Raw genomic sequence first — 23,714 nt, 5'->3', positions numbered from 1 at the left:
AGGAACCCACCCCGCCCGCCACGAACGCTACCCCCACCGACCCCACCCACCCCACTGAACCCACCGGACCCACCGGACCCACAAGCCCTACTAACCCCACTATCCCCACCAACCCCACTCCCTCCACGTCCACCGTCCCCACCGTCCCCACCGCCCCCTCCTGGGACGACCTCGTCACGGCGGCCCTGCTGGGCACCGAGCGCCGCGCGTTGCCGGCCATCGCGCACACCCCCGGCAAGGAGGCGCCGACCGCCCTCCTGGACGCGGCGGCACTGCAGACGGTGCGCCGCAGGGCGGGGCTGCGCGCCGCACCGGCAGCCGCACTGCCCGAGCCCGCGGCGGACGACCCCAGGCCACCCGTGCCCCCGGCGGCCCGGCGCAGGCTCGCGACGCTGCTCACCGATCAGCCCGGTACGGGCGGCGGCGGCCGCAGGGGCGCGGCCCCCGACCTGATGGAGCTCCTGCCCCAGTGGCTGGCCCTGGCCAACGTGCGGGGGTATGGCGCCCCGCCGGAGCTGCTGCCCGCGCTCCTGAACGCGGCACGCGGCCGCACGGACCTGCGCCCCCAGGCCCTCACCTTCGCGGGCCCCAGAGCGCTCTGGCTGGCCCGTCTGAACCCGGACTGGAAGTTCGCACTCCGGGCCACCCCGGGAGGCGGCGTATCCCTCCCGTCCGCCGACGACGCCCCGCAGGTGCAACGCCTCTGGGAGGAGGGCCTCTTCGCCGAGCGCGTCGCCCTCCTCACCACGCTGCGGGCACACCACGCCGGAACGGCCCTGGACCTGCTCGTGTCCACGTGGTCGACGGAGCGGGCGGAGGACCGCCTGATGTTCCTCGACTCCCTGCGCACCGGCCTGTCCCCCGCGGACGAGCCGTTCCTGGAGCGGGCACTCACCGACCGCAGCCGCAACGTCCGTGCCACCGCGGCGGAGCTGCTGTCCGCCCTGCCCGAATCCGCGCTGGCAGGCAGGATGTCGACCCGCGCGGCGTCCTGCGTGGCCGTCGACCACACCTCCGACACACCGACCCTCACGGTGGAGGCACCGCACGAGTGCGACGCGGGCATGGAACGGGACGGCGTCACCCCGAAGCCCCCCACCGGCCGCGGTGAACGCTCCTGGTGGCTGGGTCAGCTGGTGGAAGCGGCCCCGCTCGCCACCTGGCAGCCCCGGCTCGGCAACCGCACGCCGACGGAGATCGTGGCGCTCCCGGTGGCCGACGACTGGCGGAGCGAGCTGCACGCCGCCTGGTGCCGCGCGGCGGTGCGCCAGCGGGACGTCGCCTGGTCCCGGGCGCTGCTCGGCACCCCCGCCTCGCCCGACGCCGCGGGCCCCGGCGCCGTGTCGCTCGCCGAGCGGGCCAAGCTCCTGGCCTCGCTGCCCGCCGCCGAACGGGCCGACTGGGTGGCCGGTTTCATCGCGGCGCACGGCCTGTCGGAGGCGTTCCAACTGCTCGGTGTCTGCGCCGTCCCCTGGGCCGAACCGCTGGGCCGCGCGGTGGTGGACTCCCTGAACATCGCTCGTGACGCGGGAAGTTACCCCTGGAGTTTCAGCGGAGTGATGGGCCTTGCGGAACGCTGCCTCGACCCGTCGGAGGCGGTCCGTCTGGAGGCGCTCACCGCGATACCCGACGAACCGGAGAACGCGTCTCCCGGTGCGGGCGGCTACTGGTCGGAGGCGTTCCAACGCCTCGTGACCACGCTGCGCCTGCGCGCGGCCATCCGCGACGAACTCCCGCCGCCATGACACGAGGACGCGGGTACTCGCAGGTACGCACGGACCCACAGGCACGCATGTACCCGCAGGCACGCACGTACCTGCGGGTCGCGGGGGCGACACCCACCGCCCCGCGACCCGTACTCCCAGCTCACCGCTCTTCCACCGGAAGGGTCAGACGGCGGCCTGCCGCACGTTCCCCCGGACCCACTCCACGATCGACGTGGTGGTGGCCCCGGGCGTGAAGATCTCCGCGACACCCTTCTCCTTGAGTGGCGCGATGTCCGCCTCGGGGATGATGCCGCCGCCGAACACCTTGATGTCTTCCGCGTCCCGCTCCTTCAGAAGCTCCAGCACGCGCGCGAACAGCGTGTTGTGCGCCCCCGACAGGATGGAGAGACCGATCGCGTCGGCGTCCTCCTGGATCGCGGTGTCCACCACCTGCTCGGGCGTCTGGTGCAGCCCGGTGTAGATGACCTCCATACCGGCGTCACGCAACGCCCGCGCGATCACCTTGGCCCCGCGATCGTGCCCGTCGAGCCCCGGCTTCGCGACGACCACGCGGATCGGCCCGGCTGCCACACCCATCACTGCCTCCATGTACCGATATCCGTACCGACAACAGTCTGTCCCGGCACAGATACCCCGCACCGCACCGGCCGGGGAAGTGAACGAACGTTATCCCCAGCATCGCGCAAGCGGCAGTTTCACGGTGGAGAGCGAGGGGGAAATCACACGTGGGACACGTTCGCTGCGCGCCGTCCACGACCGAGGGGCTCACGCTCCACATCCGGATCAGGCGCGAGGGGAGCCGCAACGAGACGCCGGGCCACCACGCCGGCAGCCGCACGGCGTGGTGATATCCGCACTTCGGCGATGCAACGGGGGCACGGGGCCACCACGGAACGGTGGCCGGGATCGCCATCGCACCTGCCGTCTCCTCGGCCACGACTCCCCCTAGGGCACACGGGGGACAGAGGCGTCCTTCCGTGCGCCAATCGGGAGGTCGACGATGCCGCTCACCGGGGCCCGCCCCTTTCGCCCGCTCGGCTCACTGCTGCCGAGAATCCTCGGCCTCGCCCCACTCCCCTTACTCCCTTCACTCCCACCTTTTCCCTCGCTCTCATCCCTCCCCGCGCTGCCGGGCCTTATCCCGCTCCCCGCGCTCCCGTCCAAGATGGCCGGGCTCTCCCTGGCTCTCTTGAAGGCGACGGCCCTGGAGTTGGCGATCCTCGCGGGCCACCTCCTCCTGTATCCCTCCGGTATCGCCCAGGAACGCAGGGCGACCCCCGTCCAGCCACCCCCGGGCGCCCCCCGCCTCCCCCCGGACGGCAGGCCTCCGGTCCTCCTGCTGCACGGCTTCATCGACAACCGTTCCGTGTTCGTACTGCTCCGCCGCACCCTGGCCCAGCACGGCGGCCGCCGCGTGGAGTCCCTCAACTACTCCCCGCTGACCTGCGACATCAAAGGTGCCGCCGAGCTGCTCGGCCGCCACATCGAGGAGCTCTGCGAGCGCACGGGACACGCCCGGATCGACGTCGTCGGTCACAGCCTCGGCGGGTTGATCGCCCGCTACTACGCGCAGCGGCTCGGCGGCGACGCCCGCATCCGCACCCTGGTCACGCTCGGCACGCCACACTCGGGCACCCGCGTGGTGCCGCTCGCCAACGCACACCCGATCGTCCGGCAGATGCGTCCGGGCTCCGACGTGATCGAGGAGCTCAAGGAACCGGCGCCGGGCTGCCGCACGCAGTTCGTGAGTTTCTGGAGCGACCTGGACCAGATCATGGACCCGCTGGAGACGGCCTGCGTCGACCATCCCGACCTGACCGCGCAGAACGTACGCGTCACCGGCATCGGGCACCTCGCGCTGCCGGTGCACCCCGCAGTCGCGAACGGCATACGGCAGGCCCTCGACCTGGCGAACCCGGGGGCCGACGCCAAGAGCGCACCGGGCGGACTGACGGTCGCCTGACCAGCCCCAACTATCGAACGAATCTCGAACGCAAAGCCAAGGCTGTGCCCGCAGACCGCCGAAAGGCGGCCGAATGCCCGTTTCCTGCGAGCACGAAACCAGGGGAAGATTGTCGCGCCCGTATACCGCCGGGTACAGTCGCCGCACTGCTCTGCCCCTGCTGCCGAGGCGAAAGAGAAGTTGGTGAACGACCGTCACCCGTCGGGGAGCTCAATGTCCCCGTCCTCGGCACCCGGCGCCGACTACGCGCACTACGCGACGTACGACGAACAGAGTGCCCAGCACAACGGCTACGGCCACGACGCCTATGCGACCGGCAGTTTCGACACCGGCAGCTTCGACACCGGCACTTTCGACACCGGAACGTTCGCGACCGACCCTCTCTTCGGCGACATGCCGGGCAACGGACACGACACGGGCCAGTGGGCGACCACAACAGGCCCTCAGCAGACGGTCACTTACGACGCGTACGCGGAGCAGTACTACGCCGCCACGTACGACGGCGGCAGCTACGACACCGCCTCGATGTGGTCGACCGGCGGATATCAGCAGGTCGCCGACATCCCCGCGCAGCAGGGTCCGGACTCCACGGGCCAGTGGGACACCGCCGCCTGGCACCAGGCGCCGCAGGACGGCCCGCAGACCGGTCAGTGGGACACGCAGACCTTCGACACCGGTGCGTACGACGCGACGGCGTGGAACTCACCCGGCGAAGCCCAAGAGTCACACCAGGCGCACGACACACCCGACTTGCTCGGCGCCCCCGTCCCGAACGACACGGACACGCCGTACGAAACCGACGCCGATGCCGCGTACGAGCCCGCGGACACCGAATCGACCGACTCCCCCAGTGCCGCGCCCCGCTCCTCCCGCGGGAGGAGCGGCGGGCCCGCAGGGGGCGGCCGCTCCAGGACCCGTCGCCGCACCCCCGCCAAGCGCTCAGCGCTCTTCACCGTCGCCGTGCCCTCGGCCTGCGTGATGGGGGTCGCCGGAGTGGCGGCCGCCTCCGTGGGGAACTTCGGCGGGGACGAGGCGAAGGACACGACGACGACCGCGTCGGCTCCGGACGCCACGTCCGTGCAGCCCTCTGCCGCCAACAACAAGCTGGACACGCAGCTGGCGAACCTCTCCGCGGACGCGGGCGACTTCGCGGACCGCGCCAGCCGCACGCAGGAGCGCATCGACCTCAAGGCGGAGAAGGTGGCCGCCGAGAAGAAGGCGGTGGCGGAAGCCGCGCGCAAGGAGCGGCTGCGCCCCAAGTTCGCCCTGCCGGTGAAGCAGCACGGTCTCAGCGCGCAGTTCGGTCAGGCGGGCGTCAACTGGATGTCGGCGCACTCCGGAATCGACTTCCCGGTGTCCTACGGCACCGAGGTCCTCGCCGCGACCGACGGCACCGTGTCGACCAAGTGGAACAGCGCCTACGGAAACATGGCGATCGTCACCGCGAAGGACGGCACGGAGACGTGGTACTGCCACCTCTCCACGCACAAGATCTCCAGCGGTCCCGTGAAGGCGGGCGAGGCCATCGCCTTCTCCGGGAACTCCGGCAACTCCACCGGACCGCACCTGCACTTCGAGGTGCGCCCCGCCGGCGGCTCGGCGATCGACCCGCTGCCGTGGCTCCGCAGCCACGGCCTCGACCCGACGTAACGTAACTCCGGCCGCCGGCCCCCGCGTTACAACTTCTCCACCGGTGCGTACCGCAGCAGGAGGCGCTTCGGCTTGGGCTCGCCGAAGTCCACCGTCGCCTCGGCGTTCGCGCCCGTCCCCTTCACGCCGACCACGGTCCCAAGGCCGAACTGGTCGTGCGTGACACGGTCCCCGACGGCCAGCGACACGACCGGCTTCTCCGACGCGCGGCGCGTGGCGAAGCCCTGGGCGCCGCCGGATCGCGAGCGGGACGAGGACAACGACGAGGCGATTCCAGCGGCGGGTCCGGACGTGGCCGGTGCGCCGACCGAGCCGGTCCGCTTCCAGTCCAGGTGCGCGTCCGGGATCTCCTCGAGGAAGCGCGACGGCGGGTTGTACGACGGTGTGCCCCAGGCGCTGCGCATGGCCGACCGTGTCAGGTAGAGCCGCTCCCGCGCGCGGGTGATGCCCACGTACGCGAGGCGACGCTCCTCCTCCAGCTCCTTGACCTGCCCGAGGGAGCGCATGTGCGGGAAGACGCCGTCCTCCATACCGGTCAGGAACACCACGGGGAATTCGAGGCCCTTGGCGGTGTGCAGGGTCATGAGGGTGATGACTCCGGAGCCGTCGTCCTCCTCGTCGGGGATCTGGTCGGAGTCGGCGACCAGGGCGACGCGCTCCAGGAAGTCCGAGAGCGTACCGGCCGGGGCGGCGCCTTCACCGGCTTCACCTTCGGCCTGGCCCTGGTCCGCGGCCCCGCCCTGCGCGTTGCCCGCAGTCTGGTCGGCGCCCGCAGCCTGGTCGGTGCCCGCAGCCTGGTTGTTGTCCTGCTCGAACTCCAGCGCCACGGCGGCGAGCTCCTGGAGGTTCTCGATGCGGGTCTCGTCCTGCGGGTCGGTCGAGGCCTGCAGCTCGGCCAGATAGCCGGTCCGTTCGAGCACGGCCTCCAGGACGACGGCCGGGCCCGCGCCCGACTCGACGACGGTCCGCAGCTCCTCCATCAGCGTGTTGAACCGCTTGACGGCGTTGGTGGAGCGGGCCGCCATTCCGTACGCCTCGTCGACGCGGCGCAGCGCCTGCGGGAAGGAGATCTTCTCGCGCTGCGAGAGCGCGTCGATCATGGCTTCGGCGCGGTCGCCGATGCCCCTCTTCGGTACGTTGAGGATGCGGCGCAGCGGGACCGCGTCCTCGGGGTTGGCGAGAACGCGCAGGTAGGCCAGCACATCGCGGACCTCCTTGCGCTCGTAGAAGCGGACGCCGCCGACCACCTTGTAGGGCAGGCCGACGCGGATGAAGATCTCTTCGAAGACACGGGACTGGGCGTTCGTCCGGTAGAAGATCGCGACGTCGCCGGCCTTCGCGTCGCCCGCGTCGGTGAGGCGGTCGATCTCGTCGGCGACGAACTGCGCCTCGTCGTGCTCGGTGTCGGCGACGTACCCGGTGATGCGTGCGCCCGCGCCCTGGTTGGTCCACAGGTTCTTGGGGCGGCGGCTCTCGTTCCGCTCGATGACCGCGTTGGCGGCGGTCAGGATCGTCTGGGTGGAGCGGTAGTTCTGCTCCAGGAGGATCGTCGTCGCGTCCGTGTAGTCCTCCTCGAACTGGAGGATGTTGCGGATCGTGGCGCCACGGAAGGCGTAGATGGACTGGTCGGCGTCGCCCACCACGCACAGCTCGGCGGGGTCGTCCCCCTCGCCTCCGGAGGGTCCGACCAGCTCGCGCACCAGCGCGTACTGCGCGTGGTTCGTGTCCTGGTACTCGTCGACCATGACGTGCCGGAAGCGGCGCCTGTAGTGCTCGGCGACGTCCGGGAAGGCGCGCAGCAGGTGGACCGTCGTCATGATCAGGTCGTCGAAGTCCAGCGCGTTCGCCTCGCGGAGGCGTGACTGGTACATGGCGTAGGCCTGGGCGAGGGTCTTCTCGAAGCCGTCGGCGGCCTGACCTGCGAAGTCCTCCTCGTCGATCAGCTCGTTCTTGAGGTTCGAGATCTTGGCGCTGAACGACTTCGGGGGGAACTTCTTCGGGTCGAGGTCCAGATCGCGGCAGACCAGGGCCATGAGGCGCTTGGAGTCGGCGGCGTCGTAGATCGAGAAGGAGGACGTGAAGCCCAGCTTCTTGTACTCCCGGCGGAGGATGCGGACGCAGGCACTGTGGAAGGTCGACACCCACATCGCGTTCGCCCGGGGGCCCACGAGCTGCTCGACGCGCTCCTTCATCTCGCCCGCGGCCTTGTTCGTGAAGGTGATCGCGAGGATCTGGCCGGGGTGCACGCCGCGCTCGGCGAGCAGGTGCGCGATGCGGTGGGTCAGCACGCGGGTCTTGCCGGATCCGGCACCGGCGACGATGAGCAGCGGGGACCCCGCGTGCACGACGGCCGCGCGCTGGTTCTCGTTCAGCCCGTCGAGAAGCGTCGCCGGGTCGATGACCGGGCGCGGGGCGCCGTCGCGGTAGTGCGAGTCCCGGGTCATGGGCACGTCGAACTTCCCGTCGAACAGGTCGTCCGGAATGGGCTCCGGAGCGCTGTCCTCGGGCGGCGGCGGGGGCGCTTCGTCCGCGGCCCGCGAGGGCTGCAGGTCCGCCAGGAAGCTGTCATCAAAGAGGCTGCTCATCGCCTCCCGAGTCTAGGCGGCCCCACTGACAACCCGCTGCGGGTTCCGGTCACACCGCCTCGCGTCACGCCCTGCCCGCGGACGATCACACTCCGCCACAGCAGCTCGCGTCCCGCACTCACCCTCGTAAAGTAACGAAAATGTATCGGGCATATCGAACATCAACCTTCACAGGGACCACACGAGTTGGCTAGCGTGCCCGGCGGGCCACTCGTCCCCCCACCGGCGAACCCCGCCGGGAACGGGCGGCCTCCGCCGAGTCCGACGTGTTCGGAGCCGGGGACCCACCGAAAACTTGGGGTGAATCGGTCCCGTACGAAGTACGGGACCGTAGGGCAGCCTTCCGAACCATCCGCCCGAACCCGACAGCTAACCCGGTAGGCGGTCTACGGAAGGAGTCGCCTCCTTGGCGTCGCACCGCAAGCCGCGGAACCGGACGGCCGGCATTCGTACGGCCCCCGCCCTCGGCATCACGACGGCAGCCCTCACCTCCGTCGCCCTCCTGTCGCAGAGCGCGCAGGCGGCGCCCTCGGCGCCGTCCAGGCCCAGCCTCGAAGAGGTGCAGAAGAAGGTCGACGAGCTCTACCAGCAGGCGGGCGTCGCGACCCAGAAGTACAACTCGGCCAAGGAGCGCACCGAGAAGCAGCGCAAGAGGGTCGACGGGCTGCTCGACGACGTGGCCAAACGCACGGACAAGCTGAACGACGCCCGCCAGGAGCTCGGCTCGTTCGCCGCGGCGCAGTACCGCACCGGCGCCGTCTCCGAGACGGCCACGATGATGCTCGCCAACGACCCGCAGGGCTACTTCGACCAGAACCACTTGGCGGACCGGCTGACCTCGCGCCAGAAGAAGGCGGTCGACGCGTACGAGACGGAGCAGGCGTCTGCGACGAAGCAGCGCACGAAGGCCGCGAAGAGCCTGGAGACGCTCACCGACTCGCGGGACGAGCTCAGGACGAGCAAGAAGACCGTCCAGAAGAAGCTGGGGGACGCGCGCGAGCTCCTGTCGAAGTTGACCGCCGAGGAGAAGGCGCGGCTGGCGGAGATCGAGCGGAAGAAGAAGCAGGAGGCCAAGCGGAAGGCCGAGAAGCTGGCCCGCGAGCAGGCCGCCGAGGCGGAGCGCGAGCGCAAGGCGGAGGAGGCGGCCCAGCGGGAGAAGGAGCGTGAGGGGGGCCAGGACTCCGGATCGGGCTCCGGCACCGGCTCGGGGTCCGGTTCTGGTTCTGGTTCCGGTTCCGGTTCTGGTTCTGGTTCCGGTTCGGGCTCCGGGAGCTCGGACGGCAGCTACGCCACCAAGGCCGCGAAGGTCATCGACTTCGCGGAGGCCCAGATCGGCAAGCCGTACGTCTGGGGTGCCACCGGCCCCGACTCCTACGACTGCTCCGGGCTCACACAGGACGCGTGGAAGGCCGCGGGAATCTCCCTGCCGCGCACCACGTGGGACCAGGTGAAGGTCGGCACGACGGTGAAGACCGCCGACGCCAAACCGGGTGACCTGGTGTTCTTCTACGACGACATCAGCCACGTAGGGATCTACATCGGCAACGGCAAGATGATCCACGCCCCGAAGCCGGGTGCGAACGTCCGCGTCGAGTCGATCTACTACATGCCGATCCACAGCGTGGTCCGCCCCGCCTGACGACGTAACGCCCCTCTACGCGCGCGTGGCCCGCATCCGGGAAGGATGCGGGCCACGCGCGCGTAGAGACGGGAAACTCAGGACCAACTCATGTCCGGCTCAGGACCAGCTCAGGCCCGGCTCAGGCCCGGCTCAGGTCCAGAGCACCGCGATGAAGATGTTCGCCGTGGTCAGCAGGCCGACCGCGCCGAACATGCCCTTGTCGACCTTCTCCTCGTCGCGCTTCACGTAGACCAGCGCGAGGATCACGATCAGCAGGGCAAGCTTGATGCCGATCTTGACGTTGTTGACCGTGTGGTCGTCCGCCTGGTTGAGGCCCACCAGGACCACACCGGTGACGAGCATGGTCAGCGCGCCGTGCAGCATCGAGGGGCTGAAGCGGGCGGTGCCCTGGCCCATCTGCTTCATCTGGGTCAGGAAACCGCCCAGGAGCGAGGCGATGCCGATGATGTGCAGGCCGACGAAGAGATGGATGAGTAGGTCCATGAGGCCGGAGCCTAGCCGGGCCCTCAGCCCCACCCGGCAGGCGCCCCCATACCACCGCCTCGCGTGCAGGCACGTAAAAATCCAGCCATCGGTCACGCCCGCGCACGAAACGGCCGCCGCCCCGCCGAGCACACGGTCACGGCTGCATGCTGTTCCGCCCACTTCTGCCAGTTGCGCACAATCCATCACCAACCCGTGACGGCCAGGTTTAGCGTCCTCCACCAGGTGACCGGCTCCCCACCGCCGTCCGACCCGGGACGGCCGTCGGCCACCACCGCCGAGAAACCCGGCGGCGGTCCGCTCCCCCTGTGCGGGCCGCCGCCGGACACGTAAGGAGCCCCTCTTCGTGCCAGCGCACCGCAAGCCCCGACAGCGCTCGCTCAGCGGCAGCACGGTCCGCACCGCCGCCACCCTCGCCCTCGCGGGAGCCGCATCGGCCACCGCCTTCGACGGCACGGGACACGCGGATCCCCGGCTCAGCCCCGCCGAGGTGAAGTCCAAGGTCGACTCGCTCTACCGCGAGGCGGAGACCGCCACCGAGAAGTACAACGGCGCCAAGGAGAAGGCGGAAAAGGCCGAAAGGAAGCTCGGCGGCCTGCGCGACGAAGCCGCCCGCAAGACGGAGAAGCTCAACGCCGCCCGCAACAGCCTGGGTTCGTACGCCGCCGCCCAGTACCGCGCAGGTGGCATCGACCCCTCCATGCAACTCGCGCTCTCCTCCGACCCCGACCAGTTCCTGGATCGCGCGTCCCGTGCCGACCGAGCCGGCAGCCGTCAGGCCGTGGCCGTCGGCGAAGTACGGGATCAGGTTCGGGAACTCGACCGGCTGCGCGACCGGGCCGATGACCGCCTGGATGCCCTCCGCACCCGCCAGGCGGAACTGCGCGAGCACAAGAGGACGATCACCGGAAAGCTCGGCGAGGCGAAGCGCCTCCTGTCGCGCCTCACCGCCGAACAGCGCGCCGACCTCACCGACCCCCCGGGCGACCGCGCCAGCCGCTCCACTGCCCGCGACGCGACCCTGGGGGCCTCGAAGGCGCCGGACGCCCGCGCCGCGTCCGCCGTCTCCTACGCGTACAAGGCCCTCGGCAGCCCCTACGTCTGGGGCGCCACCGGCCCCGACGCCTTCGACTGCTCAGGCCTCACCCAGGCCGCCTACCGCTCGGCGGGCGTCGCGCTGCCCCGCACCACCTACGCCCAGATCGCCGCCGGCCAACGCGTCCCCCGCTCCGAACTGCGCCCCGGCGACCTGGTGTTCTTCTACTCCGGCATCAGCCACGTCGGGCTCTACGTCGGCAACGGCCAGATGATCCACGCCCCGAACCCGAGCGCCCCCGTCCGGCTCGCCCCCATCGACCAGATGCCGTTCGCCGGAGCCACCCGCGTGTCCTGAACCGCCCTGCCCCGCCAGTATTGTCACGCGCATGCCTAGCCGTACGCTGCCTCCACCCCCGCCACCCGTGTACCTGCGCACCTGGCCGGACCGGCAGACGCTGCTCACCGACCGCGGCATGGCCCTGCAAGAGCTGCACAAGCGGCACCTCGGAGTGAGCCGGCTTCTGCTCTTGTGGCTGTGCGGACTCGGCGGCGTCATCGGCTGGGCGCTGCTGATCCAGCCGATCCGGTACATCGACGACAAGGATCCCAGCGCCTTCCTGCTGGGCCCGGTCCTCATAATCCTCGGCCTCGCGGCGCTGGTCCCCGCGACCATCGGTGTCGTCCTCGGCATCCGCCACGACCGACGCCTACGGCAACTCGCCGACGCCTGGCTCTCCTTGGACAGCCACCCGACGTCCGACGCCCGGCTGCGCTCCCCCGGCCTCAGCCTCGTCTGGCTCCTGTCGTCCCTCGCCGTGTGCACGCTCGGGCTCTGGACCTCCTTCTCCGCGGCCGCGTACGCCGAACCGGGCCACGAGACCTACTCCGACGTCGTCCTCGGCATGGGCGCCGGCCTGCTCATCTGGCTGACCGGCCTCCTCGGCGCCGCGAAGGCGGTCAGCCACTACCGCTGGGCCCTGCGCAAACTCGGCCCAGCGCTACCGGCCCCCGCCACCGCACACAGCTAGCCCCCGCTCAGACCAGCCGCCGAGCCGTCGCCCACCGCGTCAGCTCATGGCGGTTGGACAGCTGCAACTTCCTCAGCACCGCCGAAACATGCGACTCGACCGTCTTCACGGAGATGAAGAGCTGCTTGGCGATCTCCTTGTACGCATAACCACGCGCGATGAGTCGCAGGACCTCCCGCTCGCGCTGGGTGAGGCGGTCCAGGTCCTCGTCGACCGGCGGCGCGTCCGTCGAGGCGAACGCGTCCAGGACGAATCCGGCGAGGCGCGGCGAGAACACCGCGTCGCCGTCCTGCACACGGAAGACGGAGTCCACCAGGTCGGTGCCGGTGATGGTCTTGGTGACATAGCCACGGGCGCCGCCGCGGATGACACCGATGACGTCCTCCGCCGCGTCGGACACCGACAGCGCGAGGAACCGCACCGGGCTCTCCGCGTCAGCCATCAACGGCGCGCACCGGCGCAGTACTTCCACGCCTCCGCCACCCGGCAGGTGTACGTCGAGGAGGACGACCTCGGGGCGCGTGGCCGTGATGACCGTGACCGCCTGGTCGACGTCGGCCGCCTCTCCGACGACTTCGACGCCGGTGACGTCGGTGCGTCCGATCTCCGCCTGCACTCCAGTGCGGAACATCCGGTGATCGTCGACGAGGACGACTCGTACACGACGCCCGTCCGCACCGCCGCCCTCATCCGTCCCGGTCGGCTCCGTGGGCCCGCTCGCCCCGGTCGCGTCCCTCATGTCGTCGCCGTCCTCTCCATCTCCAGCTCGACTTCCGTGCCGCCGCCGGGCACCACGCGAAGGCGCGCCGTGCCACCGTTGCGCTGCATACGGCCGATGATCGATTCTCGTACGCCCATGCGATCGTCCGGCACGGAGTCCAGATCGAACCCGGGACCGCGGTCCCGTACCGACACGAACACCGTCTCCCCCTCGACTTCGGCGAAGACCTGCACCGCGCCGCCCTCGCCACCGTACTTGGCGGCGTTCACCATCGCTTCCCTCGCGGCCTGCATCTGTGCGGTCAGCCGCTCGTCGAGCGGACAGTCGCCGACGACGACAACCTCGATGGGGACGCCGTGTTTGTCCTCGACCTCCGCGGCGCTGCGGCGGACCGCCTCGGCGAGGGTGTCGGGTTCCTCGTCCTCGTCCTTGCCGGTTCCCTCGGGTTTGTAGAGCCAGGCGCGCAGGTCGCGCTCCTGGGCGCGGGCGAGACGACGCACCTCGCTCGCGCTCTCCGCGTTGCGCTGGATCAGGGTCAGGGTGTGCAGCACGGAGTCGTGCACATGGGCGGCGACCTCGGCTCTCTCCTGGGCGCGGATGCGCATCAGCCGCTCCTCGGAGAGGTCCTGCATCATGCGGACGAGATAGGGCCCGGCGAGCAGCGCGACGCCGACCAGCACGGCGAGCGAGGCCTGCAGTACGGCGCCCAGGTGTGCGGCGGAGCCCTGCAGCACGAATATGCCGGACACCCCGGCGCCGACCAGGAGCACGCCGGCCGCCGAGCGGGCGATGGTCAGGGTGCGCCTGCGACGGCCGACGGCCATCCAGCGAGCCCTGCGGGCGTTGTCGGCCTGCCGCCAGACGAGGGCGACGCCGGCGGCGACGAGCAGGGTCGGGACGACGTACGCCTTCGTCGAGCCGTCCAGGTCCACGTTGCTGACGAAGACCATGGCGACGACGACCATCGCGAGGAGCGCGACGAGCTGGCCCTTGTCGGGCTTGCGGGCGACGAGTCTTCGGCGGCCGTCCGGCGCCGTCTCGGCCGTGACGGCCGAGGGCGGCCGCTCGGCGTCCACTCCGCCCACGCCCAGCGGGACGAAGAACCAGAACGCCGCGTAGAGCAGAGCGCCGAGACCGTCCGCCGTGAACAGGCCGACGAAGATCAGCCGGACCCAGATCACGGGCAGCCCGAGATGTCCGGCCAGACCGCGCGCCACCCCACCGAGCCAACGCCCGTCACCGCTGCGATATAGCTTGCGCAGCGGTCGGACATCGTCGATGGGCGGTGCAGCGGCTTCCGGCATGTTCTCGATATTCACACGCGGGCGCGGGTCGGAGCATCAGGGTCGACCCCCGAGACTTCCCTGATCCGTTCCCCTGCCCCGGCCCTGTCAGGGGTGCGGCCCGCGCTGTCTCAGGGGCGATATCAGGGTTCGTCCAGGGTCGTCCCGACTGCCGCGGCGGCCCTGCGGCGGTCACCATGGACACATGACAGATCAGCAGCCCGCCGAGACGGAGACCGAGGCCGCCATCCACGACGCCTTGCGCGACGCGTATGGCGTCCCGGGCGGTCCCGCGGGCGCTCCTGACCCGGGCCTGCCCGCGGACGCTCCTGATCCGGGCCCGCCCGCGGAGGAGCGCACGTTCCGCCGCGACCGTCGGCAGAAGAAGCTCGGCGGTGTGTGCGCCGGCCTTGGCCGGCACTGCGACATGGACCCGGTGATCTTCCGCATCGGCCTGGCCGTGCTCGCGATCACCAGCGGCCTCGGCCTGGTGTTCTACGGCTTCGCGTGGCTCTTCGTGCCGTACGAGGACGAGGAGGAGAACGAGGCGCGCAGGCTCCTCTCCGGCCGGGTCGACGGCCAGGCGCTGACCGCCGTGCTCTTCGCACTCGTCGGCTGCGGCGTCTTTCTGACTCTGCTGAACAACGGCGGTGCGCTCACCTTCGCCGCCGTCCTCGCCCTGCTCCTCGCGGGCGCCGGGTATTGGTCGCAGCAGCGCGACAATCTCGGCCCCGACCCGGTGGCGGCGCAGGCCGCGGCGGACGCACCGCCCGAGGCGAAGGCGCCGCCCGTCGCCGGGGGCCCTTCGTGGTGGCGCGACCCGATAATCAAGGACGGGACGTACGACGGAATCTCGGGCTACTTCTGGGGTCCCGCGGGCCTCAAACCCGAGGGTCTCACCCTCGAGTATCGGGTGGCGGGCCACCGTGCGGGCGTGCTCCGCGAGGCCAAAGTACCGCCGCCCGCACCCGCACCCGTGCCCCGCGGGCCGCGCTGGATCGGCGGCTGGGTGTTCCTGTCCGCCCTGCTCGCGGGCGGCCTCGGGACCGGGCTGACCTGGGAGGACCATCCGCTCGGCACGACTTTGCAGGTGGGCCTCGCGTGTGCGCTCGGAGTGTTCGGTCTCGGCATCGCGGTGAGCGCCTTCCTCGGGCGCACCGGAGCGGGGTCGATCGTGCTGGCGGTGCTGACGGCCGGCCTCCTCGCGGCCTCGGCGGCCCTGCCGAAGAACATCACGACGCACTACGCGCACACGGACTGGATACCGACCACGGTGGCGGACGTCCGACCTCAGTACGAGGTGGGGCTCGGCACCGGCACGCTCGATCTGCGCAAGGTCGACGTCGGCAAGGGAAAGACGTTGCAGACGAGTGCCGAGGTCGGCGCGGGCAGCATCGACGTGATCCTGCCGAAGGACGCCACCGTGCGGCTCGACGTGGAGGTCGGCGTCGGCGACATCACGTTGCCGAGCGACAAGGACAAGGACCTGGACATCGCTCCGGGCCGGGAGAAGACGGTGACGCTGCGGCCGCCCTCGGGCGGCGACGGTGGCGGCACGATCGATCTGCGCCTCGAAGTCGGCGTCGGACAAGCGAAGGTGACCCGTGCTACGTCATGAATTCCACCCAGGCAAGCTGGTGGCAGGGCTCTGCCTGCTGACGGTCGCGGTCGTGTACGCGGGCGACGCGGGCGGTGCCTGGGACACGCCGTGGTTCGTCGCGATGCCGCTCATGATGGCCGGCCTGTTCCTGGCGGGCGTGGCGGCGGCGATCCATGGGATACGTCCGAGGGGCGCGGCACGGTCGGGCGGTGGTGCCGGAGGCGTCAAGGAGCCGCGGGACCAAGGTCTGTCCTAGCAGGGCCGACCGGACCCCGGGGCGCCCGTCGGCGGGCGGCGCGCAGGGCGTCGAGGGAGAAGACCGAGGCTCCGGCGAGGATCAGCGGCAGCCAGGCCATCAGGTAGGCCAGGTCGTTGCCGTAGTAGTAGGGCTCCTCGTGCCAGCTGACGGTCAGCCAGAGGCTGAGCGAGATGAGCGCGCCACCGAGTGCGGCGACCCGGGCGAACAGCCCGATAAGGGTGCCGATGCCGACGGCGAGTTCTCCCAGGGCGATGGCATAGCCGAAGCCGACGGGGCTCTTGAGGGAGAGGTCGACGAGAGCGGGGATCGCGGAGATGTCGCGGACGCCCTCCATCTGTGCGCCGATCGAGCCCGCGCCACTCGCCTGCATGAAGGTGCTGTCGGTGAGCTTGTCCAGGCCCGCGTAGATGAAGGTGATGCCCAGGAAGATCCGCAGGGGGAGGAGGGCGTAGCGGGTGGCGGGCTCCCGCCAGCCGTCGCGCCTGGTGCGGCCGATGTGGCCGGTGTGGCTGTCCGTACGCATGCCGTGCGCCATGACACTCCGCCGCCTCTCGGGTGGTCCCGTCACTTGACGATACGTACGAAGAGGGGCCGCTGCTCAGTGGCGTGCAAGGGGATTCCACGACGGCTCGGACAAGGCAGGGGAGGCGGTGCGAGGGGAAGGCGGTACAGGAAGGAGCGGTTCCGGGGGCGGAGGTTCCGGGCCGGAGATTCCGGGAGGGGGAGAGGTGCTGTGGGTGCTGAGGACGCTGAGGACGCTGAGGGTCAGTCTGTTACGTCGATTGTGACGCGGTTCGTTTCGACGCCCGCGGCCGTGACGACTTGGACCTCGACGCGGCCGGGTTCCACGTCGACGGGGACGGGGACGGTAAGCACCGCGTCAGTCGGGTTGGTGAAGCCGCCCGGCACGGGGACGAGCGGTACGTGGACGTGTACGGCGCCGATGCGGACGACCGTGCGGGCGAGCCGGTCGGCGTCCCCGGCGCCGGGTGGGACGAAGCCCGCGCCGCGGATCTCGATGTCGTCGCCCGTGCGGATGGGGGCGTCGAGGTCGCCGGCCTCCCGCGCGCGGACGACGGAGAGGATGACGGGGCGGCCGCCTTCGGCGTACTTCCCCGCAAGGTACGTCGCGGCGGAGACCAGTACGAGCAGGGCGAGACCCCACGGCAGGTCGGGCAGCTGCTCGGGGCGGCGCGCCAGGCGCACGGCGGCGAAGAGCACGGCGACGGCGCTGATCAGGACGTACTGCGCGTCGGCGAAGCTGCCGCGGCCCGCGTCGTCGGTGAGCGGGTCGGAGGCCCGAGGCCGGTCCGCGCGGACCTTCTGCAGGCGCTGGCCCAGCACGCGCAGGCCGACGACCCTGCGTACCAGGACGGCGACGGCGCACACCACGGCGAGGACGGTCACCGTTCCTGCGGCGCGGGTGAGTTGGAGCCCGTCGATCAGTTCGTCGCGCTGTGCGTGGCTCGAGGCCGCGGCGAGTTCGCCCGCGAGGACGAGTACGGCGAAGACGACGAGGAGCACCCAGCAGGCGGCGACGGCGCGGGAGGTGGAGAGCCGGTTGTCCTCGCCGATCACTGGCGCGAGGACTCCGCCGCGCGCCCGGTGCGCGTATGCGGCGCCGGTCAGCAGTCCGCCCATGACGAAGGCCGCGAGGAGACCGGCTGTGCGCGCGTCCGACCAGCCCGCGCCGATCGCGGTGAGTGCCTGGACGAGGAGGAGCACGGCGAAGGAGCCCCAGATGACGCCGAGTGTGCGGGTCCACAGCCGTCGCAGCCAGGCCTCGCCCTCAGCCCTGCCGCGATCAGCGACGGCGCGCGCGGACTGGGTCAGCTCGTCCGACACCCACTGCCGCGAGGCCATCGCCGAGTGCGCGACGGCCGCGGGCAGCCCCTCCCCCGCCGCGAATTCGTCGCGTTGGGCGAGGAACGCGGCCACGGCACGCCGGTGTCCTTCACGCGCCCCGTGCGGGCAGCCGCCGCACGTGCAGCCGCCCCCGTGCACGCCCTGCCCCGCCTCCTGCACCGCCACCGCGTACGCCGCCTTCCCCACCCTCGAAGCCTTCAAGGCTTCCCGCGAACTTCCCTGCAGAGAAGGGGAATTGTGCCGTACTGAAGGGCGAACGAATGCCCGGGGTCAGGTCAGCGGGGGTGAAAGTCGCGGTTCGGCGTTGACGTCGAGGTCAGGCCAGCAGATCCGGTTCGCTGCGGCTGATGTCCTGCCACAGGGACTGGTAGTTGATCCACGCGACCAGGTCGCTGCCGAGCTGCTCGCGGGTCTGCACCGCCTGCTTGTGGCCGATCAGCACGGGCCGCCCGGCCGCCCGCGCGCTCAGCTGGACCTGGCAGGAGCGTTCCATGGAGATGAACCACCAGGCGGCGGCGTCGACGGAGTCCCCGACCGTGAGCAGGCCGTGGTTGCGCAGGATGACGGCCTTGTGGTCGCCGAGCGCGGTGGCGATGCGTCGGCCTTCCTCGGCGTCGACAACGACGCCGGTGTAGCCGTCGTACAGCGCGTGGGTCTCGTAGAAGGCGCAGGCCTCCTGGGTGATCGGGTCCAGGAGTTCGCCGAGCGTGGAGAGCGCGCGGCCGTGCAGCGAGTGGCAGTGTGCGACGGCGACCACGTCGGGCCGTGCCAGGTGGGCCTGCGCGTGGACGGTGAACGCGGCCTGGTTGGCGTGGTGGCGGCCCTCGACCACCTGCCCGTCCGCGTTGGCGAGGACGAGGTCGCCCACGGTGATGTGCTTGAACGGCATCCCGAAGGGATTCACCCAGAAGCAGTCGGTGTGCTCCGGGTCGCGTGCGGTGATGTGGCCGGAGACCCCGTCCTCGTACCCGAGCCTCCCGAAGATGCGCAGCGCGCCGGCGAGCCGCTCCTTGCGGTGCCGTCGTTCGTCCGCCACGGAGGTGTGGACGGGCGGCATCGCGAACTGCAACCGCTCGACGGGTATCGGTGTGGGCGCCTGCATGTGTCCTCCATCCGTGGCTGTACGGGGCGGAAGTTACCGGCGGGAAGCACAGGAGGACAGGGGTGCGACGCGATCAAGGGTGCGAGGTGCGGCACGTTCGGCGGGGCGGTGAAAGGCGACAGGAGGTGTCGGGTATCGGCGGCAGACTCGACGTATGACGTGCAACTGGGAAGCCTTCGCCACCGCAGAGCCGGATCTCGCCGCGACCGTCGAGAAGCGGTTCGGCGCGTTCACGCATCACGTCCTCGCGACGCTCCGGAAGGACGGGGCGCCGCGCACCACCGGGCTCGAAGTCCGGTTCCTGAACGGGGAGTTGTGGCTCGGCATGATGCCGAACTCCCTCAAGGCACTCGACCTGCGCCGCGATCCGCGCTTCGCGCTGCAGGCGAACCCTGGGGCGGGTACGGAGATGGCGGGTGGCGACGTCCGTATCGCGGGGCGGGCGGTCGAGGTGCGGGACCCGGCGACCGTCGCGCGGTACACGGACACGGTGAATCCGCCGGACCCGGACGCCTTCCACCTCTTCCGCACCGAGCTGACGGAGGTCGTGCGGACCTTCGTCGAGGACGAGAAGTATCTGGCGGTGCAGTTGTGGAGGCCAGGCGCGGGGGTGCGCGTCACGCGGCGAACGTGAGAGCTGAGCGAGCTGAGCGAGCTGAGCGAGCTGAGCGATCAGCGGAAACCGAGAGGGCGGAGAGGGCGGAGAGTGCGGAGAGCGTGAGTTTGGCGCGTGTGAAAGCGCCGGTGCCGCTCCTCCGTGGCGAAGACGAAGGGGCGGCACCGGCGCTCAGCAAGCCTCGGGGTGGGCGACCGCGGGGGTCACTCCCACTCGATGGTCCCCGGCGGCTTCGACGTCACGTCGAGCACGACGCGGTTCACGTCGGCGACCTCGTTCGTGATGCGCGTCGAGATCTTCGCGAGGACGTCGTACGGCATGCGGGTCCAGTCGGCCGTCATGGCGTCCTCGGACGAGACGGGGCGCAGGACGATCGGGTGGCCGTAGGTGCGCCCGTCGCCCTGCACGCCGACGCTGCGGACGTCCGCGAGCAGCACGACGGGGCACTGCCAGATCTCCCGGTCGAGACCGGCCGCCGTCAGCTCCTCGCGGGCGATGGCGTCGGCCTCGCGCAGCAGGTCGAGGCGGTCCTTGGTGACCTCGCCGACGATGCGGATGCCGAGGCCGGGGCCGGGGAACGGCTGGCGCTGGACGATCTCGTCCGGCAGGCCGAGCTCGGCGCCGACCATGCGGACCTCGTCCTTGAACAGCTTGCGCAGCGGCTCGATGAGCTGGAACTCGAGGTCCTCGGGGAGCCCGCCCACGTTGTGGTGCGACTTGATGTTCGCGGTGCCGGCGCCGCCGCCGGACTCGACCACGTCGGGGTAGAGGGTGCCCTGGACCAGGAACTCCACCGGCTGGTCGCCGGGGGCCTCGGCGATGATCTCCGTCTGGGCCTGCTCGAAGACACGGATGAACTCGCGCCCGATGATCTTCCGCTTCTCCTCGGGGTCGGAGACCCCGGCGAGCGCGTCGAGGAAGCGCTCCTGTGCGTCGACGACCTTCAGCTGTACGCCGGTCGCGGCGACGAAGTCCTTCTCGACCTGCTCGGTCTCGTCCTTGCGCATCAGGCCGTGGTCGACGTACACGCAGGTCAGCTGCGAGCCGATGGCCTTCTGTACGAGGGCGGCGGCGACCGCGGAGTCCACGCCGCCGGACAGACCGCAGATCGCGCGCTTGGTGCCGACCTGCTCACGGATCGCGGCGACCTGCTCGTCGATGACGTTGCCGGTCGTCCAGTCCGGCTTGAGGCCGGCGCCGCGGTAGAGGAAGTGCTCGAGGACCTGCTGGCCGTGCGTGGAGTGCATCACCTCGGGGTGGTACTGCACGCCGTACAGCTTCTTCTCGTCGTCCTCGAAGGCCGCGACCGGCACAACGTCCGTGGACGCCGTGACGGTGAAGCCCTCGGGGGCCGCGCTGCACGCGTCGCCGTGCGACATCCACACGGACTGCTCGGTCGGGGTGCCCTCGAAGAGCGTGGAACCGGCCTTGGAGACGGCCAGCGGGGTGCGGCCGTACTCACGGGCGCCGGTGTTGTCGACCGTGCCGCCGAGGGTCGTGGCCATCAGCTGGAAGCCGTAGCACATGCCGAAGACTGGGACGCCGGCCTCGAAGAGCTGGCGGTCGACGGTGGGCGCGTGCTCCGCGTACACCGACGAGGGGCCGCCGGAGAGGATTATGGCCGCGGGCTTCTTCGCGAGCATCTCGGAGACGGGCATCGTGCTCGGCACGATCTCGCTGTAGACGCGGGCCTCACGGACGCGACGGGCGATGAGCTGGGCGTACTGCGCTCCGAAGTCGACGACCAGAACGGTGTCGGGAACGGCGGCAGCGGGGGGCGCTGATGGCACGGCGGCGGCCTTCCGGCGTTGAGCTTGAGCGGTGCGTGAGCAGAGGCTCGTGCGTGAGCAGGGGGTCTGTGTTTGTCAATTCTAACGGGCCCGGCGCGACCCCTTCGTCGTATCCGACGGGCATCCTCACGTTCGTCGTACCCGACGGGCATCCTCACGTTCGTCGTACCCGACGGGCATCCTCACCCATCCCGGGTTCCGGCAGGCGCACGCCCTCACCCGACCCCGGTTCCGGCGGGTGTCCTCGCGGATCGGTGGCCGTCTCAGCATCCGAGCCGTGCGGCGGGCCCGATTGACCCGGCACGCGCGCGTGGGGGCATACTGGCCCCGTGACCAAGCACCTCAGCTTCCTCTTTACCTATGGCACCCGGCCTGCCGGCTGCCATGGTCGAGCTGCTTGATCCCAACGACAAGCGACTTACCGGGCGCCCCGGGCCGACAAGGCCCGGGGCGCTCTGTCGTACGCGGGTCCTGCCGCTCCGGGGCACCTCTTCCGACAAGGAGACCCCAGATGACGATGACGACCGCCACCGCGGACAAGACCGGCGCCCGCACTCCGGAGGCCGCCGGTGTGATCGAGAACGCACGCGAGCGGATCGACGCGCTCGACGACCGGATCATCGGCCTCGTACAGGAACGCATGGCCGTTTCGGCCGTCATCCAAGAGGCACGCATCACCTCCGGCGGCCGTCGCGTGAACCTCTCCCGCGAGATGGAGGTCCTCGGCCACTACAGGGACGCGCTCGGCAAGCCCGGCACGGCGCTCGCGATGACGCTCCTGGAGCTGTGCCGGGGCCGTGTCTGACAGCTGCGTCTGACAGCCGTGTCTCACTGCCGTGTCTGACGGCTCCGTCCGTCGGACGCGCCTCACGACCCCGTCCGATCCGGTCCGGCGGCTGCGGATCTGAGTTCGGATCCGCTCTCACCCGTACGGCGCGTGACCGGGCACGGAGGGGCTTCGTTGGTCTCAATGTCCGTGTCAGCCAGGTGCGGGCCCGCAAGAACCACGCGTGGCTCCGCTGGAGCGATGAGGCGCAGGGATCGCTCCTTGCGCCGTGGGACCTCGCTCCAGTGACGTGACCGGACGGCAGGGGACAGCAGCCCGGTCACCCAAGAGAACGGTCGGCTTCGGGGACGCCCGGAGCCGGCCGGCCTCCGTCCCGGATCCCGGGCCGAATCCCCGGCCCTTCCCCCCTCAGATGTGGTCCAAACGGTTGCGCAGCGAACAACCCATCCAGCACGATGCGTAGAAGGACGGGCAGCGAGTCCCGCCGTCCACAATTCCATTGCCAATGGTCGATACCACGCGAGCGCCCCTCGTGCGCCGGGTCGGCCACCGGCGCCTCGACCTGAGCGGCGCACTCCCCCCTGCGCCGTCCCGAGGCATCGACGCGGCCCTGACGTCGTTGCCGACAGCCGAGGGCCCCGCGGATTCCGTCCCGCGGGGCCCTTCGCTCTGTTCGGCGACCGGAGCCGACTACGCCTCCCGCACCTTCTTCACCTGCGCCTCGACGATCTCCGCCGGGACGCCGAACTTCTTCGGCTTGAGCAGGTTGATCGAGTAGAAGGCCGCGAGCGTCGAACCGCTGCGTACGACGGTGAAGCTCATCGGCGTCTTCTGGCCCTCGATGAGGCCGACGACCTTGTACGAGACGGCGTCGTCGCCCGCCTTCGGCGCGGGCAGGGCGGCGACGTCCCGGTACTTCGAGTCGGCGTGCTCGTAGGCGGTGCACTTCTTCGTGGCCGTCCGCAGGTCGTCCATGACCTTCTCCGCGTCGGTCTGCTCGTGCGCCAGCAGGGCGAGCGAGATGACCGTGGCGTCCATTTCGTCGGGGCCGGTCATGGTGCGGCCGACACGGGCCTTCGCCGTCGGCTGGGTCGCGAACATGAACATGTCGGCGAACGGCTGGCAGGCGGCCGGGTCGGCGGGCACGGTCTGCGAGGGCATGTCCGCCGCGGACATCTTCTCGACCTTGTAGCCCTTGAGGTCGCCCTTGGCGAGCACCGCCTTCTCCAGGTCGGCGGCGGACAGCGCGGCCGACTTCTTCTCGGCCGGCTTCTGCTGCGCCGGCTGCCCGGACGACTTCTTGCCGTCGGAGCCGGCGCCGGAGCCGCTGCTGTCGCTGCCGTTGTCGCTGCCGCACGCTGCGGTCAGGCCCAGCGCGACCGTGACGGACGCGGCCACGACGGCCCGAGACACAGATGACTTCACGTTTCCTACCTTCACGTGTCACGGCACGGGCGACGGCCCGTGCCGAGGCGACATGAAAGCGGCAATCACACGCCGCTCACCAGCGTTTTTCGTAACGATCAGAAACCGGCGAAAAGGTTGTACGCGGCGCGTGTGAATTTGTGAATGCG

The 23,714-nt window shown here is 70.6% G+C and carries 20 protein-coding genes and 1 riboswitch; of the genes, 10 read left to right on the top strand and 10 right to left on the bottom strand.

The window, feature by feature from the left end:
• Positions 1-101: 101 nt before the first annotated feature.
• Positions 102-1,745, top strand: a complete 1,644-nt coding sequence (locus NOO62_RS24630) for a DUF5691 domain-containing protein (RefSeq protein WP_268775753.1) — start codon at positions 102-104, stop codon at positions 1,743-1,745.
• A 144-nt stretch (positions 1,746-1,889) separates the two neighbouring features.
• Here the strand turns inward: NOO62_RS24630 and NOO62_RS24625 are convergent, their stop codons facing one another.
• Complete coding sequence (locus NOO62_RS24625) at positions 1,890-2,303, bottom strand: cobalamin B12-binding domain-containing protein (RefSeq protein WP_055569378.1); 414 nt, start codon at positions 2,301-2,303, stop codon at positions 1,890-1,892.
• A gap of 589 nt (positions 2,304-2,892) precedes the next feature.
• Here NOO62_RS24625 and NOO62_RS24620 point away from each other — a divergent pair.
• Together NOO62_RS24620 and NOO62_RS24615 are read left to right on the top strand one after the other, a co-directional pair.
• Positions 2,893-3,690 (top strand): esterase/lipase family protein, encoded by a 798-nt coding sequence (locus NOO62_RS24620; protein ID WP_268773029.1) that lies wholly within the window; start codon positions 2,893-2,895, stop codon positions 3,688-3,690.
• 213 nt (positions 3,691-3,903) lie between these two features.
• Entirely contained in the window at positions 3,904-5,340 is a 1,437-nt protein-coding gene (locus NOO62_RS24615) for a M23 family metallopeptidase (protein ID WP_321170598.1), read from the top strand.
• Between the two features lie 26 nt (positions 5,341-5,366).
• Here the strand turns inward: NOO62_RS24615 and NOO62_RS24610 are convergent, their stop codons facing one another.
• Positions 5,367-7,925 carry an ATP-dependent DNA helicase gene (locus NOO62_RS24610; RefSeq protein WP_268773027.1) on the bottom strand — a complete coding sequence of 853 codons (2,559 nt, stop codon included), beginning with the start codon at positions 7,923-7,925 and terminating at the stop codon, positions 5,367-5,369.
• Positions 7,926-8,168: 243 nt separating this feature from the next.
• Positions 8,169-8,325: riboswitch (cyclic di-AMP (ydaO/yuaA leader) on the top strand.
• Positions 8,326-8,331: 6 nt separating this feature from the next.
• On the opposite strand from NOO62_RS24610, the gene NOO62_RS24605 reads away from it, so the two are divergent.
• Positions 8,332-9,564 (top strand): NlpC/P60 family protein, encoded by a 1,233-nt coding sequence (locus tag NOO62_RS24605; RefSeq protein ID WP_268773026.1) that lies wholly within the window; start codon positions 8,332-8,334, stop codon positions 9,562-9,564.
• 132 nt (positions 9,565-9,696) lie between these two features.
• Here NOO62_RS24605 and NOO62_RS24600 read toward each other — a convergent pair whose 3' ends face one another.
• Positions 9,697-10,050: a hypothetical protein gene (locus NOO62_RS24600; protein WP_268773025.1), complete on the bottom strand. Its 354-nt coding sequence runs from the start codon at positions 10,048-10,050 to the stop codon at positions 9,697-9,699.
• A gap of 346 nt (positions 10,051-10,396) precedes the next feature.
• Here NOO62_RS24600 and NOO62_RS24595 point away from each other — a divergent pair, with 346 nt between their 5' ends.
• Positions 10,397-11,443 carry a C40 family peptidase gene (locus tag NOO62_RS24595; RefSeq protein ID WP_268773024.1) on the top strand — a complete coding sequence of 349 codons (1,047 nt, stop codon included), beginning with the start codon at positions 10,397-10,399 and terminating at the stop codon, positions 11,441-11,443.
• 31 nt (positions 11,444-11,474) lie between these two features.
• The gene (locus NOO62_RS24590; protein ID WP_268773023.1) at positions 11,475-12,116 is read left to right on the top strand and encodes a hypothetical protein; all 642 of its coding nucleotides are present in this window, start codon (positions 11,475-11,477) and stop codon (positions 12,114-12,116) included.
• Positions 12,117-12,123: 7 nt separating this feature from the next.
• On the opposite strand, the gene NOO62_RS24585 is transcribed toward NOO62_RS24590, so the two are convergent.
• Together NOO62_RS24585 and NOO62_RS24580 are read right to left on the bottom strand one after the other, a co-directional pair.
• Positions 12,124-12,855, bottom strand: coding sequence for a LuxR C-terminal-related transcriptional regulator (locus NOO62_RS24585; RefSeq protein ID WP_268773022.1), 732 nt, complete (start codon positions 12,853-12,855; stop codon positions 12,124-12,126).
• The gene (locus NOO62_RS24580) at positions 12,852-14,141 is read right to left on the bottom strand and encodes an ATP-binding protein (RefSeq protein WP_268773021.1); all 1,290 of its coding nucleotides are present in this window, start codon (positions 14,139-14,141) and stop codon (positions 12,852-12,854) included. Before NOO62_RS24580 ends, NOO62_RS24585 begins: the two co-directional genes overlap by 4 nt.
• Before the next feature lie 184 nt (positions 14,142-14,325).
• Here NOO62_RS24580 and NOO62_RS24575 point away from each other — a divergent pair, with 184 nt between their 5' ends.
• Both NOO62_RS24575 and NOO62_RS24570 read left to right on the top strand, forming a co-directional pair.
• Positions 14,326-15,738, top strand: a complete 1,413-nt coding sequence (locus tag NOO62_RS24575; RefSeq protein ID WP_268773020.1) for a PspC domain-containing protein — start codon at positions 14,326-14,328, stop codon at positions 15,736-15,738.
• On the top strand, positions 15,725-15,976 hold the full coding sequence (locus NOO62_RS24570; RefSeq protein WP_268773019.1) for a hypothetical protein: 252 nt from the start codon (positions 15,725-15,727) through the stop codon (positions 15,974-15,976). The genes NOO62_RS24575 and NOO62_RS24570 overlap by 14 nt, the downstream gene beginning before the upstream one ends.
• On the opposite strand, the gene NOO62_RS24565 is transcribed toward NOO62_RS24570, so the two are convergent.
• The 3 genes from NOO62_RS24565 to NOO62_RS24555 form a co-directional block, all read right to left on the bottom strand.
• Positions 15,945-16,514: a DoxX family protein gene (locus tag NOO62_RS24565; RefSeq protein ID WP_268773018.1), complete on the bottom strand. Its 570-nt coding sequence runs from the start codon at positions 16,512-16,514 to the stop codon at positions 15,945-15,947. The two genes, NOO62_RS24570 and NOO62_RS24565, sit on opposite strands and share 32 nt — an antisense overlap.
• 230 nt (positions 16,515-16,744) lie before the next feature.
• Positions 16,745-18,010, bottom strand: coding sequence for a hypothetical protein (locus NOO62_RS24560; protein WP_268775752.1), 1,266 nt, complete (start codon positions 18,008-18,010; stop codon positions 16,745-16,747).
• 151 nt (positions 18,011-18,161) lie between these two features.
• Positions 18,162-18,947 carry a class II aldolase/adducin family protein gene (locus NOO62_RS24555; RefSeq protein ID WP_268773017.1) on the bottom strand — a complete coding sequence of 262 codons (786 nt, stop codon included), beginning with the start codon at positions 18,945-18,947 and terminating at the stop codon, positions 18,162-18,164.
• Positions 18,948-19,101: 154 nt separating this feature from the next.
• On the opposite strand from NOO62_RS24555, the gene NOO62_RS24550 reads away from it, so the two are divergent.
• Positions 19,102-19,581 carry a pyridoxamine 5'-phosphate oxidase family protein gene (locus tag NOO62_RS24550; RefSeq protein ID WP_268773016.1) on the top strand — a complete coding sequence of 160 codons (480 nt, stop codon included), beginning with the start codon at positions 19,102-19,104 and terminating at the stop codon, positions 19,579-19,581.
• A 185-nt stretch (positions 19,582-19,766) separates the two neighbouring features.
• Here NOO62_RS24550 and guaA read toward each other — a convergent pair whose 3' ends face one another.
• A complete protein-coding gene (gene guaA, locus NOO62_RS24545; protein WP_268773015.1) occupies positions 19,767-21,353 on the bottom strand; it encodes a glutamine-hydrolyzing GMP synthase in 1,587 nt (528 codons plus the stop codon).
• A 511-nt stretch (positions 21,354-21,864) separates the two neighbouring features.
• On the opposite strand from guaA, the gene NOO62_RS24540 reads away from it, so the two are divergent.
• Positions 21,865-22,158 (top strand): chorismate mutase, encoded by a 294-nt coding sequence (locus tag NOO62_RS24540; protein WP_398977014.1) that lies wholly within the window; start codon positions 21,865-21,867, stop codon positions 22,156-22,158.
• Between the two features lie 672 nt (positions 22,159-22,830).
• On the opposite strand, the gene NOO62_RS24535 is transcribed toward NOO62_RS24540, so the two are convergent.
• Complete coding sequence (locus NOO62_RS24535) at positions 22,831-23,565, bottom strand: hypothetical protein (RefSeq protein WP_268773014.1); 735 nt, start codon at positions 23,563-23,565, stop codon at positions 22,831-22,833.
• Positions 23,566-23,714 lie beyond the last annotated feature (149 nt).

Source organism: Streptomyces sp. Je 1-369 (assembly GCF_026810505.1).
Classification (GTDB): domain Bacteria; phylum Actinomycetota; class Actinomycetes; order Streptomycetales; family Streptomycetaceae; genus Streptomyces.
The sequence above is the reverse complement of the archived record's forward strand: the minus strand, read 5'-3'. Positions and strand labels throughout refer to the sequence as shown.

What these genes read in the sequence shown, in the direction of transcription:
- NOO62_RS24555 (WP_268773017.1), bottom strand. Translation starts at nt 18,947, where the DNA reads ATGCAGGCGCCCACACCGATACCCGTCGAGCGGTTGCAGTTCGCGATG.
- NOO62_RS24550 (WP_268773016.1), top strand. Translation starts at nt 19,102, where the DNA reads ATGACGTGCAACTGGGAAGCCTTCGCCACCGCAGAGCCGGATCTCGCC.
- NOO62_RS24580 (WP_268773021.1), bottom strand. Translation starts at nt 14,141, where the DNA reads ATGCCGGAAGCCGCTGCACCGCCCATCGACGATGTCCGACCGCTGCGC.
- NOO62_RS24615 (WP_321170598.1), top strand. Translation starts at nt 3,904, where the DNA reads ATGTCCCCGTCCTCGGCACCCGGCGCCGACTACGCGCACTACGCGACG.
- NOO62_RS24590 (WP_268773023.1), top strand. Translation starts at nt 11,475, where the DNA reads ATGCCTAGCCGTACGCTGCCTCCACCCCCGCCACCCGTGTACCTGCGC.
- NOO62_RS24610 (WP_268773027.1), bottom strand. Translation starts at nt 7,925, where the DNA reads ATGAGCAGCCTCTTTGATGACAGCTTCCTGGCGGACCTGCAGCCCTCG.
- NOO62_RS24540 (WP_398977014.1), top strand. Translation starts at nt 21,865, where the DNA reads ATGACGATGACGACCGCCACCGCGGACAAGACCGGCGCCCGCACTCCG.
- NOO62_RS24625 (WP_055569378.1), bottom strand. Translation starts at nt 2,303, where the DNA reads ATGGGTGTGGCAGCCGGGCCGATCCGCGTGGTCGTCGCGAAGCCGGGG.
- NOO62_RS24575 (WP_268773020.1), top strand. Translation starts at nt 14,326, where the DNA reads ATGACAGATCAGCAGCCCGCCGAGACGGAGACCGAGGCCGCCATCCAC.
- NOO62_RS24620 (WP_268773029.1), top strand. Translation starts at nt 2,893, where the DNA reads ATGGCCGGGCTCTCCCTGGCTCTCTTGAAGGCGACGGCCCTGGAGTTG.
- NOO62_RS24565 (WP_268773018.1), bottom strand. Translation starts at nt 16,514, where the DNA reads ATGGCGCACGGCATGCGTACGGACAGCCACACCGGCCACATCGGCCGC.
- NOO62_RS24600 (WP_268773025.1), bottom strand. Translation starts at nt 10,050, where the DNA reads ATGGACCTACTCATCCATCTCTTCGTCGGCCTGCACATCATCGGCATC.
- NOO62_RS24585 (WP_268773022.1), bottom strand. Translation starts at nt 12,855, where the DNA reads ATGAGGGACGCGACCGGGGCGAGCGGGCCCACGGAGCCGACCGGGACG.